At 41.8% G+C, this 11,819-nt stretch carries 14 protein-coding genes; 5 read left to right on the forward strand and 9 right to left on the reverse strand.

Annotated elements, in window-relative coordinates; all coding sequences use genetic code 11:
* Nucleotides 1-54: 54 nt before the first annotated feature.
* From IQ264_RS05135 to IQ264_RS05145, 3 genes are all read right to left on the reverse strand, one after another.
* Nucleotides 55-435 (reverse strand): response regulator, encoded by a 381-nt coding sequence (locus IQ264_RS05135; protein ID WP_193979269.1) that lies wholly within the window; start codon nucleotides 433-435, stop codon nucleotides 55-57.
* The gene (locus tag IQ264_RS05140) at nucleotides 407-2,941 is read right to left on the reverse strand and encodes a PAS domain-containing protein (RefSeq protein ID WP_193979272.1); all 2,535 of its coding nucleotides are present in this window, start codon (nucleotides 2,939-2,941) and stop codon (nucleotides 407-409) included. Before IQ264_RS05140 ends, IQ264_RS05135 begins: the two co-directional genes overlap by 29 nt.
* 208 nt (nucleotides 2,942-3,149) lie before the next feature.
* The gene (locus IQ264_RS05145; protein WP_322744603.1) at nucleotides 3,150-3,776 is read right to left on the reverse strand and encodes a transposase; all 627 of its coding nucleotides are present in this window, start codon (nucleotides 3,774-3,776) and stop codon (nucleotides 3,150-3,152) included.
* Between the two features lie 598 nt (nucleotides 3,777-4,374).
* On the opposite strand from IQ264_RS05145, the gene IQ264_RS05150 reads away from it, so the two are divergent.
* Nucleotides 4,375-4,548 (forward strand): hypothetical protein, encoded by a 174-nt coding sequence (locus IQ264_RS05150; protein WP_193979306.1) that lies wholly within the window; start codon nucleotides 4,375-4,377, stop codon nucleotides 4,546-4,548.
* 128 nt (nucleotides 4,549-4,676) lie between these two features.
* Entirely contained in the window at nucleotides 4,677-5,135 is a 459-nt protein-coding gene (locus IQ264_RS05155; protein ID WP_193979274.1) for a universal stress protein, read from the forward strand.
* A 222-nt stretch (nucleotides 5,136-5,357) separates the two neighbouring features.
* On the opposite strand, the gene IQ264_RS05160 is transcribed toward IQ264_RS05155, so the two are convergent.
* From IQ264_RS05160 to IQ264_RS05170, 3 genes are read right to left on the reverse strand one after another with little or no spacing between them, the layout of a single operon-like run.
* Nucleotides 5,358-5,930, reverse strand: coding sequence for a DUF3611 family protein (locus IQ264_RS05160; RefSeq protein ID WP_193979276.1), 573 nt, complete (start codon nucleotides 5,928-5,930; stop codon nucleotides 5,358-5,360).
* A gap of 39 nt (nucleotides 5,931-5,969) precedes the next feature.
* Complete coding sequence (locus tag IQ264_RS05165) at nucleotides 5,970-7,454, reverse strand: response regulator (RefSeq protein WP_193979278.1); 1,485 nt, start codon at nucleotides 7,452-7,454, stop codon at nucleotides 5,970-5,972.
* A 48-nt stretch (nucleotides 7,455-7,502) separates the two neighbouring features.
* Nucleotides 7,503-7,736: a hypothetical protein gene (locus IQ264_RS05170; protein WP_193979280.1), complete on the reverse strand. Its 234-nt coding sequence runs from the start codon at nucleotides 7,734-7,736 to the stop codon at nucleotides 7,503-7,505.
* A 315-nt stretch (nucleotides 7,737-8,051) separates the two neighbouring features.
* Between IQ264_RS05170 and IQ264_RS05175 the strand changes: the two genes are divergently transcribed.
* From IQ264_RS05175 to IQ264_RS05185, 3 genes are all read left to right on the forward strand, one after another.
* Nucleotides 8,052-8,726 carry a MarC family protein gene (locus IQ264_RS05175; RefSeq protein WP_193979282.1) on the forward strand — a complete coding sequence of 225 codons (675 nt, stop codon included), beginning with the start codon at nucleotides 8,052-8,054 and terminating at the stop codon, nucleotides 8,724-8,726.
* Nucleotides 8,727-8,982: 256 nt separating this feature from the next.
* Nucleotides 8,983-9,207: a hypothetical protein gene (locus IQ264_RS05180; RefSeq protein WP_193979284.1), complete on the forward strand. Its 225-nt coding sequence runs from the start codon at nucleotides 8,983-8,985 to the stop codon at nucleotides 9,205-9,207.
* Nucleotides 9,208-9,309: 102 nt separating this feature from the next.
* On the forward strand, nucleotides 9,310-9,465 hold the full coding sequence (locus tag IQ264_RS05185) for a hypothetical protein (protein ID WP_193979286.1): 156 nt from the start codon (nucleotides 9,310-9,312) through the stop codon (nucleotides 9,463-9,465).
* A 62-nt stretch (nucleotides 9,466-9,527) separates the two neighbouring features.
* Here the strand turns inward: IQ264_RS05185 and IQ264_RS05190 are convergent, their stop codons facing one another.
* Genes IQ264_RS05190 through IQ264_RS05200 form a run of 3 tightly spaced genes read right to left on the reverse strand, consistent with a single transcriptional unit; the run spans nucleotide 9,528 to nucleotide 11,695 of the window.
* Complete coding sequence (locus tag IQ264_RS05190; protein WP_193979288.1) at nucleotides 9,528-9,866, reverse strand: chaperone modulator CbpM; 339 nt, start codon at nucleotides 9,864-9,866, stop codon at nucleotides 9,528-9,530.
* Nucleotides 9,863-10,882: a DnaJ C-terminal domain-containing protein gene (locus IQ264_RS05195; protein WP_193979290.1), complete on the reverse strand. Its 1,020-nt coding sequence runs from the start codon at nucleotides 10,880-10,882 to the stop codon at nucleotides 9,863-9,865. Before IQ264_RS05195 ends, IQ264_RS05190 begins: the two co-directional genes overlap by 4 nt.
* Nucleotides 10,883-10,918: 36 nt before the next feature.
* The gene (locus tag IQ264_RS05200) at nucleotides 10,919-11,695 is read right to left on the reverse strand and encodes a hypothetical protein (RefSeq protein WP_193979292.1); all 777 of its coding nucleotides are present in this window, start codon (nucleotides 11,693-11,695) and stop codon (nucleotides 10,919-10,921) included.
* Between the last annotated feature and the right edge of the window lie 124 nt (nucleotides 11,696-11,819).

Below are 11,819 nucleotides of genomic sequence, written 5' to 3' on the forward strand. Positions count from 1 at the left end.
AATGATAATCAAACTTATTAGAGAAAAATCACAGGTTTTTTATCCATGATTGGTTTAGTCATTCCAGTTCAGAATTAATCGAATCTGCTTGACTAAATCCGGTGCTTTGAAAGGTTTGGTAATAACTCCGGCGATCGCTAATTGAGCAAATCTTTGGCGATCGCTTGCTTGTGCTTTAGCCGTCAGTAAAATAGTCGGAATTGATTTAATCGCGGGATTAACTTGCATTAGCCCAAAAGCGGTAATTCCATCCATTTCTGGCATCATTACATCTAACAAAATCGCATCTGGTTGTTCAGCTTCCGCAATAGCAATGCCAGCTTGACAAGAATCTGCAACCAAAGCTTCCCAGGAAGCAATCACTCGGAATGCAACCGGAATTACTTGACGAATTCCTGGTTCATCGTCAATTAATAGGATGCGTTTCTTTGCCATCACGACCGCCCTCTAAAATCGGTAAAGTAAAATACAAACTGCTGCCTTTTCCTAAGCTGCTTTCTGCCCAGATTCGTCCTCCATGTTGTTGAATGATACTCCGACAAATCGCTAATCCTAATCCTGTTCCACCTTTCTTACGAAAATCGGAGGCATCAACTTGCTCAAACCGTTCAAAAATGCTTTCTAGCTGTTCGCTGGGAATGCCACGCCCCCGATCCATGACCATAAATTTTATGAATGTGGCAGGCAATAAATCATGTAGAGACGTTTCATGAAACGTCTCTACATGAATTTTGATAATTGAATGCTCTGGAGAAAAGCGAATGGCATTACTGAGTAGGTTTGTGAGGACTTGGATCAGGCGGTCGGGATCGGCCCGAATTGTACAGGGAACCACAGATACTTCAAATTTAATATTATATTGATTTGCTAAATCTTTCATTTGATCGATCGCACTCTGAACCAGATTTGCCGGGTAACAAAGCTGTTTTTCAATGCCAACCTTACCAGAATTGAGTCGTTCTAAATCGAGAATATCATTCACTAAACGCACTAAGCGATCGACACCTTCGGCTGCAACGTGAATCATCCCTTGTCCATCTTCTGACGTTGGATCGACCAATTGTTGATCCAGCAAACTCAAAGCTACTTGCATAGAAGTCAGGGGAGTCCGCAGTTCATGACTGACAACAGAGACAAATTCACTTTTAAGACGCTCTAATTTATGCTGTTCCGTAATATCCATCACCGTTCCCACCCAACTTGTTATCTGTCCTTGCGGGTTAAAAACTGGCTCACCCCGAACTTCAATGTGTCGCACTTCACCATCCTGTCGCACGATCCGCATATCTACACAGGACGGTCTACCTAAGAAGCTCGCTTCTTTCAGTTGTTGATTAATCCATAAATCATCAGGATGGATCAAACGATCCATCTCTTCACCTACTGGAGCAGGTAGACTCGGATCGAGTTGATGAATCCGATACAGTTCTTCTGACCAAGTGCAAGTTTGGCTGGCAATGTCATATTCCCAACTACCGATGTGAGCAATTTTTTGCGCCCTGGCTAAATTTGCTTCGCTTTGGCGGAGTTGTGCTTCTACTCGTTTGCGTTCGGTAACATCCAACAGTGTGCCAAATAACCCAATCAGTTCCCCACGCTCATTAAAAGTCCCAGGTTTTGCTCTAGCTTCGACATAGCGAACTTCCCCATCTGGACGGATAATTCGCAGATCGTATTCATAAGCTTCACCTTTTATTGATGCGTCGCGCATTGCTTGATGAATTTCTAAATCATCGGGATGAATGTATTTATTCATCTTTTCCATATCAGGCACAGGACTGTTGGGATCGAGTCCGTGAATGCGATAGATTTCTTCAGACCAGGAAATTTTTTCCTCTTCTTGCTGCCATTGCCAACTGCCAACAGATGCAATCCGTTGGGCTTCTCGCAAGGCAAATTCACTTTGACGCAACGCCAGTTCTACTCGTTTGCGAGCAGTTACATCCAGCACAGTGCCAGACAAGTGCAACAATTCTCCCTTGTCATTGAAAACTCCCGGTTCTCCCCGTGCTTCAATGTAGCGAATTTCTCCATCAGGGCGAACGATCCGTAAATCAACTTCAAAGGAGTAACCTGCCAGTGCGCGATCGGTTAGCTGCTGATAGTGAGCAAAGTCATCTGGATGGATGTAAGGTTCCAGTTCTTTCCCTTGAGGCGGAGGTTGATTCGGGTCGCATCCATGAATCTGATACATTTCCTCAGACCAGCTCACACTGTTTGTGGCACAATCCCAATGCCAACTTCCTACAGATGCAATTCGTTGGGCAGTACGCAGATTAAATTCACTCTGGCGTAGTGCTTCGATCGCTTGTTTGTAGTGCGAGATTTCCAGCACCATGCCACCGAGCGCGATTATCTCACCTGCTGGGCTGAAAATGGGAAAAAAGGAGTCCAGCCAATGCCGTAAAACTCCCGGTTGACTGGGCAAATAACCGGATACTTCAAAATTTGAGATCGGTTGCCCGGTTTCAATTAGATTCTGGAGTAACAGAGTTAGAGTAGGGCCAAGTTCTGGCAACAAATCAGGCAAGAATTTACCCAAATGAAACTCGATGGAATATCCATTGATCTCTGCTAGGGTTTGATTAATGTGGAGGAACCGTAAGTTGGTGTCAAGGATGAATAATCCCACGTTGGACTGAGTTGCGGCATTAAAAAAACCTGTGAACAATTGCTCTCGTTGGATGACTTCTTGTTCTAGCTGTTGGCGCTTCTTCAAATCCTGTTGCCAGGTATCGTTCTCGATTTTCTTCTTCTTCACAGTTAACAGCTGAGTTCTGGTTGCCAAAATCGAAGAGTAATTATCAATCACACTATGCAAAAGAGGAAAATTAATCGGAGAATCTCCGGCTGAAGTATTCTGTTTGAGAGCCGCTACCTCGGCTCGCAGTGCCCGCAATTCTCGAATTAGTTCGTCTTTTGTTTTAGTGCGATCGTCCATTCTAGCTTCCCCCTTTGCACTCCTATCTATCTTAAGACATACTCTTAAGAAGAGATTAAAATCAGCCCTTGGGGAGATGCTTAAATCTATTTACTAACTTAATGGAAGGGCAACATAGAAAGTACTGCCCTGCCCCAATTTACTTTCAACCCAAAATTTTCCCTGGTGTTCCTGATTGACACTCCCCTCGGCTAAAGCCGAGGGGATTCTAAGAAGTTATTCCGAATGGGGCTAAAGCCACCATTCTCCACTTCTCCAATTTAAGAAGATTAATCCTTCTAGGCTGGGTCAATGCAGCCCTAGACACTCCGGTAAAACCATCGTGCTTACTTTTCCTACCAATATTTAGTGAACCATTTAAATCACTATTAACCAAATGCCCATCCTTTGTCCTGTACAATCCCCGTTTTATCCGTTTACCAGAAAACTGGTATTCCTTGGGGTTGTCGGCATTGTAAACAGGTATTTTATCACCATCAATTGCACTTGCAATGCTTGTGTAAGATTCTTCCTGTTCAACGTAGTTCAAACCGCATCTTTCGCACATTGCCTTCAACTTAAAACGCAAACTGTGAAAAGGTATTTGGACAAAGTTTTGGTTATTGCGTCCACCAATATTGATTTCTTGTTTGATTCCAGGGTTGTACCCAATAATCAAATTAGCAATACTGTTGGCGATGCAGTGATTCACGATAAATAGTGCTGTCTTGTTCAGGTAATCCCTGACTTGATTGTTGCGTTTTGCCGTCAGCTTCACCTGTTGATTAGTGATGCCTTTGATATTTTGTTTATCTTTAATAGATTGCAGTTTGGCATTACGCTTGTTGAACCATATAAATACTTCCTGAAATTTTACTTATAAAAAGTGTAAAATCCGTGAAAAAATACTTACAATTAACCCGAAATCAAACTTTCACCACTTTGTCACTTTTTTGTCATACGATAAGTTGATTTGGAATTGAAACCATATCGTTTACATCAATGATTAATAACTCAAGTTACTAGTTACAAATCTAGCTCTTTCTTAGCCCCCCTTTTGATCCCCCCTCCGCCCCCCTTAAAAAGGGGGGAACCAGCGGAAGCTTCGCTATTAACATCTCGGGGGGTTGGGGGGATCAAAACCTACTAATCACAGCGTTAGATCCCCCCTAACCCCCCTTACTCAAGGGGGGAACAAGAAAGAATTACAGCGTTTTTCAGGTAAGTGAGGTACACCGAACTTTTATTTTCTGTTCCCCGTTCCCCGTTCCCTAAAACCAAAACTTTGTACCTCATTTACCTGCAACCTGCTGTAATAACTAGCAACTTAAGTTAATACAAATCAGTAGGGGTGGGTTTAGTCAAACCCTGCCCTTTCCCAAGCATCTGTAGCAAACATTTAAATAATCGATATCAGAAGCAGTCATTTTGTCATATTCTCAGGAGCTAAACTAGTGACTAATCAAACCAAAATCATCCTATCCTTGGCAGTTTTACTTGTGGCTTTTATAGGTGTTACCCTATTTGTTGACATTGGTGTAATCAAATGGTTTAACTGCTCCAGTCCCTTTGCTGCTCCCCAGGATAAAGCCTCAGACGTTTGTAAAGAATTAAAAAATTCTCCTTAAACATTCGTTTAATCACCTGCTTGTGTTACCCTGTATTGAAAAGCTACTAAAGTGATAATTTTTCCAAGTTTGCTATTAATAATAAAGCAAACTTAAAGCATAAAACGCTATTGTTTTTGGAGGTTTTGATGAAAATTCTAGTCGCTATCGATCGATCCGAAATCAGCCACAAAGCTCTTGAACAGGCACTCAGTATGATTAATCACCAAGATACAACCTTCCTACTTTTAGGAATTGAAGAACCAGTAATGATTCCTTCTATGTCTCCTTTAGCTGGTGTTCTTGGAGAAGATCCCGGCATTCTCTGGCAAGAGGAAACGGAGTTAGTGAAATCGGAAGAACAACAAGCTAAATCGACTATTCAATGGGCAGAAAATCTTTGTCATCAAAAAGGTGTTACCTTTAAGTCTCGGTTAGAATTTGGTGAACCTAAAGACATTATTTGCGATGTTGCTCAACAGGAAAACAGCGATCTAATTGTGATTGGTTCTCATGGGTATGGAGTGATTGAGCGAGTGTTGTTGGGAAGCGTGACAGATCATGTTGTGCATCATGCTCATTGCGCTGTTTTGGTAGTGCGGGAGTGATATAGCAGAAGGCAGAAGGCAGAAGGGAAAAGTTGTATAAAGCAAGGGTTCTAGCCCTTCATCCCGGCTTAACCGCCCTGACGGTTGCTATACGATATCAAAAATCAATCTGATTGCTGTGTGAGTGGAATTAGTTTTGCTTTTTTATGTAGGTGCAGGAATGGCGATCGCTAAACTCATCTTTTTAGATTATCCTATCGAGCTAAACCAAAGTGTTTCAAATTAGGCTTTTTTTGTCAAGTTAATCTGTTTCAGTAGCCAGAAAGTAATGAATAATCCGAGACTTTCAGCAGTAATCATTAAAATACTAGCCTGCACCACAAATATATCTAACGGTTCAATCAGTTGATTAGTTTGATAAATCGCCCCTCCACTAGGAATTGTTAATGCTTTCAGCACCAAACTACCAACAATAATTTGTGCCGCCAATAGAGTAAGCAAAAGCCCAATAAAATGAATTGTAATACCTATATGTAAAGTATTACGCACTTGCTCTGCACTTAGATGATCGCTGGGATTAGCAGAAAGTAATTTTTGGGCAATTTGAATGTAAGAAAATATCCAGTAAATGCTAATTCCTAATACAATTAATCCTGAACCAACAGAAACTAATCCCAATCCCGACTTAAGATTAATATTAAAGTTCGGATCGAAAACTGCTACTAATAAAATTATAAAACTAACTATACCTAAAGTAAGTTCAAAGCCAAAGCCAATCCAGCTTGCTAAGCGCATTTGGTTGGCAAAGTTTTCTCTAGTGTTTGAATGGGCTATGGAATTGGATTGAATTGACATTGATGTTTCTCCAGATATTTCTTGAAAATCCTGAAATCTTTAAATCCTGGTAAGTCTTTGGCTACGTCTAATCCGATTAAGAACTTGGGTAGAAAGTTCTTCTGGTACAATTGGTTTGGTTAAATAGTCATCAGCACCACTGGCAAACACCTGTTGTAGCGTTTGGCGATCGCTTTGCACGGTAAGAATTAAAATAGGCAACCAACTCCACTGTTTTGTATTCCGCACAGTTTGACATAGCTTTAATCCATTAATCTCAGGCATATTGATATCTAAAATTAATAAATTTGGTTTTACTGTTTCTAATATTTGCCAAATTTGCGTCGGTTTTTCTAATGTGGCAACTTTAATGCCCACATTTGCCAGGATTTGTTTAAGTAAAATCAGAATTGTGGCATCATCATCGATCGCCAATACTCGAATCTCTCCACTATCAGTTAAAGGGAATTCAGGCAAAGAAACTAACGAATCAGCAGGCGTTTCTTGATTAGCCAAATTCCTTGGAGACTGTTCTAATTCTAAGCGTAAACTCTTGACTAATTGCGAGAGGGAATCTATGTTAATTAACAGCGGTTGATTTTGTAAGAGAATTTCGATCGCTTTAGCAATATAAGAAGCAGCTTCAAAACCAAAAGTTGCCACCGTACCTGCAAGCTGATGAGCACTTTTTTGGGCTGCTTGTAGTTGATTTGAATTGAATATTTTTGATTTTAAAATAATGACAATTCCTTCCAGAGTTTCTAGGTGTTTAAACACTCCCTCATGAATATTTTGCCAAATTTGGGCGATCGACTCATTTAATTCTTTCCCTTGAGTCGGAGACAAAGAAGAATTAGATGAGGAATTCTGTAATAAACTTGGATTAATTCGATAGCCATGTCCATAAAGTGTTTCAATTAAATCTTCTGCTCCCACCTCCTTTAACTTATTACGAATCCGGCGAATATGGGACTTTACTGTATCCTCAGTTGGCAATTTATCCAACGTCCAAAGATGATCGACAATATCAGTTCGGCTAAAAACACGACAAGGATGGCGAAGAAATAACTCTATTAATAAATACTCTTTGCGGCTAAATGGTAAAACTTGCCCATTACAAGTAATCTCCCGCATTTGTGGATTGAGACGAATACTACCGCAGGAAAGAATAGCTGTTGATTCTTCAGTCAATCGACGAGACAAAACGCGAATTCTAGCCAGCAACTCTTGGATATCAAACGGTTTCACCAAGTAGTCATCTGCTCCACTATCTAATCCTATTAGTTTATCAGTCATTGAATCCCGTGCAGTCATCAGCATGACTGGAACTTGGAGATTGTGTTCTCGCAAGCGACGACACAAACTAATTCCATCCAACTTCGGCAGCATTACATCTAGTAATACTAAATCATAAGAAATGAGATTAATCATTTCCCAACCCATTTCACCGTCAGTTGAAACATCCAGAATATAATTGTGTTTACCCAGAACGGTAGTCAGCGCCTTTGCTAAATTTGTGTCATCTTCTACAAGCAGAATTCGCATACTATCCAGATGCTTCACTTAAATCTATGAGGAACTTTCGCTAAATTCCTATTCAGCTTCGGGATTTGTGTAAGGGTCGAGGTTAGGATCGATTACTGGTTCTTCAGGATGAGGACTAGTATAGGGTTCTAAATTAGGATCTGTATTCAAATCTGGTTCGGGATTTGTGTAAGGATCGACATTAGGATCTTGCACGGGCGCAGGATGAGGATTTGTGTAAGGCTCTGTATTGGGATCTACATTAGGTTGAGGATTAGTAGAAGTAGATGGTGTGTTACTCATTAGCTTGTAACCTCATTTAGTTCAAATTGATGAATGGCAAATGCTTGTTTAAAAGTAAATTTTGCTTTTGGGGCTTCAGTTGGTTAAAAGTATTTTCTTGAAGCACCTAAACTTTATCACAGAAAAGTAACAAACTGGTGACAAATAAATTGTTTATCTAAATTTATCTGTTTATATCAATAAATTTTTGATTTTGATGAATAACATCTCTTCCTGAATCGGAACTCAGGTTAAAATTTGGCTATCTATCAATACTTCTCAAGCAAAGTTTTCCACCACAATCACAAAAGAGCCTATTTTCCTAGCGGATTAATAATGGATACACAACTTCTCACCACATTTGCCGCAAGTTTATTTGCACTACTTAATCCCTTGGGGATTTTGCCAGTTTTTATCAGTTACACGGCGAAAGAAAACAAAGCCGTACAAAAATGGCTGGCGCTGCTACTTTCACTCACTGTATTAGGCTTGCTGCTGCTGTTTTTGTTTACTGGATCGGCGCTGCTTAAGTTCTTTGGCATTACCTTAGATTCATTCCGAATTGCTGGGGGAATTCTGCTGTTACTGATTGGCATTAACTTGGTGACTGGCGATCTCAAAAGTACAGCGCAAGATGCTGCCAATCAAGATCATCAAAGTGATTTTCAGGAAGCGGAGTCTGTTTACCGAAAGATTGTGATTCCGTTGGCAATGCCTTTACTGGTGGGTCCCGGCGTAATTGCCAATGTGATTCTCTACGCCAATGAAGTTCAGGCAAAGAAAGGTGGATTTCAGATTGTTGAATTAGCTGCTGTTTGTGTTTTCATTTCATCAATTCTCTGTGCCATTTTGCTCTCAGGTCGATCGCTACAACGAATATTAGGCAATGTGGGGTTAAGTATTGCCACTCGCATCTTAGGCTTACTAGTTGCTTCTATTGGGGTGCAATTTATTGTGATTGGATTAACTCACATTATTGTTCACACGATCGCTCCCCAACTGCGACTTTGACAGAAGGCAGAAGGCAGAAGGCAGAAGGCAGAAGGGAAGAAAGGCAGAAGGCAGAAGGGAAGAAAGGCAGAAGGAAAGAAAGGCAGAAGGGAAGAAAGGTAGAAGGTAGAAGGGAAAAACGGTAAAAACAATATACATTATTTAGATCGATCGCCGTAACTCTAGCATGAAACTACTTTTTTACCAAGTTTGTCACTGTACAAATGGCAGCACTCTGACAATTTAAACGGTAATTTTTGATGAGGAAGATACTATAATGAATCAGTTAGAAATCCCTCTGTTGATTGCTCAGGCTCAAACCTCTCAACCAGTTGATCCGTTAATTAATCGTTCAGATCAGCATCTAATTTATCTCGGTGTGGGTGGCATAATAATTATGCTGGTTTTGATTGTTGGTTTACTCAGTCGCCGAGTTGCTACGGCAATCATGGTGGCGTTGGTATTAAGTGCTGTGCTGATTATATTGCTGACAGTTGCTTAGCAGAAAAATTGTAACTTTGAAAAAAGATTGCCCAAAGCAGGCGGAGGACAGCCGCTCAAGATACCTGCTTTCTATAATCCTGAAACCAAAGTCTTTGGGGCTGTGCGAACGATTCTTGATCGCAGTGCTGCCTATGCCTATGACTTAGATCCAGCAATAATCACAGTTTATTACATTCAAGATAATCGGCTGTATGTTTTGGAAAATGGTTGTCTAGTGACAAACGAACCGATCGTGCGATCGTCCATTTCTCGTTAATCCAAATTTGTGCTCAGTGGGATGGATGAGTGATTCAAAGAGCGATCGCATTTTGTGGCAAGTTAATGGAATCCCGCCTCACCCAAATCCTGATGAGAGTCAAAAGCCCGTAGCCGAGCTTTCAACAGCGAAATTTCCCGGCTCAAATCCAGCACCATCCCAGCACCTACCCAGTTCAACCCCAGATCGCGACGAAGCCTTAGCATCTGGGCAATCCGAGCAATATCCGGTTCCCGCAACTTAGCGTTTTTGGCTTCAATCAAATTCAAGGAGACAAACCGCTCAACCAAAGTCACAGAAACGGCAGTCATTTGAGCGGCCTGTTCGTAAGTGTAACAATATTCTTCAGCACTTAGTTCCACAATGTCAGATGAAAAAGATTCGGAAAATGGGGTACTCATAAGGTAATGCTCTCCAAATCAGCATGAGGGTTAAACGTCCGGTTGGCTCGTATCGTTTCATAGCTGCTGCGCTCGATCGCACTAAGATCCTGAGCATCCGGCGTAACGATCTTGATTTTAACTAGCAAATCGGTGCGCTCCCCCTTGGAGTTTTTCCAGCCTTTCTGACGCAAACGTAAAGTTCGCCCGGAATCAATCCCAGCCGGAACTTTCAACTTCACCGCGCCATCTGGTGTTGGCACATTGAGTTCAGTTCCCAAAACTGCCTCATCGGGAGGCAGGTTGATTTCAGCAGTAAGGTTCAAATCCTCATCAAATTTGAAAAACGGATGAGGCGCAATATCAATGTTGAGATATAAATCTCCCCGTTCTCCCGTCATCGGATTCTTGCGACCTTTCCCTTTGATCCGAATTCTACTACCGGGCTTTGCTCCAGCGGGAATCCTGACCTTAAAAGGTTCCTCGCCTTCGAGTTGCAGTTCTTTCATCACCCCATTAAATGCTTCTGCCATGCTCAGCACAAAGGCGGCTTCTGTATCCGGGTGGGGAGCGTAGCTGTGATAAACCGATCGATAACCCGGATCAAAGTCGCTTTCTACATCAGGCGCACCAGAAGCGGTATTGTAACGGTAAACTCGCTGACCTTGGCGATCGCCCCGAGCATAGCGATGCAACAATTCATTGATAAAATCATCAAATCCGCTATAGTCACCAAACTCACTTTCACCAGAATCAGCCGCCGTACCAGGATAGCCTTCAGTTGCACCACCTTCTTTAACCTGTTTCCAATACTGACCATAGCGATCGTACTTGCGGCGCTTCTCTTCATCCGAAAGCACTTCATTAGCTTCATTGAGTTCCTTGAACTTTTCTTCAGCCGTTTTATCGTCTGGATTAAGGTCAGGATGCAACTTCCGGGCTAACTTGCGGTAAGCCTTCTTGATCTGGTCTTGACTTGCCGTTTTATCGACCCCTAAGACTGCATAATAATCCTTAAATCCCTCAGTAGTAGCCATTCTCTTCATCCTGTTACATCCTGGCAAAGCTCCGGTTCAAGCCTCATTCTCACTATACTCAACGGAATGGATTCGCTTACCATACTTGAATTGAGCAATGCCTTGATTCTGGGCAGCTTGCAGGGGAACTTGCCAGGTGTTAACCACTATTGTTGCATGGTATTGGCGATCGTCACCCTGGATTAATTGGCTAAGCGCCTCTGTCACAGCATCTTGCTGCTGTTGGAGTGTTTGGCTAATTCTGCGGCATTCGTCTGCCTCCAAGGTAAACAGATCGATGTTGTCTGCTGTTAAGTCTCCTAATAACTCACAGTTCGGAAAGGTTTTGAGAATTTCTGCTGATTGCAGAACAAAATCCAGAGAACCTAGATCTGCATAAGAAGTTGCAGCCTGACCATTTGCTTCTGTTTGGATGCCGTAATAAGGGCCTGTGAATGTATACACAACATTCCACATCCAAACTTCTGAAGGAGGGAGTGCAAACTGACTGTCAAAATCAGACTCGGTTGGTTGTTCGTGGTGAATATAAATATCGGAATGGAGAGGTTGAATTTGTTGATAACCCCATAGCTCAATAGCTTTCTGACGAGATGGAAAATCGTGAGGAATCCGGCTCCGAAGCAGCTTATCAGTTTCAGAACAGAGTAACTGGATGTGATCTTTCAGATTTAGGGCTTCTTCATCAGTTAAACTGCGTTCGAGTTCCTGTTGCAGGCTATCCATTACTTTTGTGGCGGCATTACCATCCTGCCAAACTTGTCTCACTGTATGTTCAACAAAATGAAATCTCAAACGCTCAAAGCGATATTGCATGATTTAGCTTCCTTGTCACGCCATCTTCCGATAATACATAATCCTACGGCTCTTTCGTACTTATGATAGAAATCTCTGGTTTTGGGGACTAGGGATTGGAATAATGCTACACATCTCTCTCCCC

Source organism: [Phormidium] sp. LEGE 05292, from assembly GCF_015207735.1.
Classification (GTDB): Bacteria; Cyanobacteriota; Cyanobacteriia; order Cyanobacteriales; family Aerosakkonemataceae; genus Floridanema.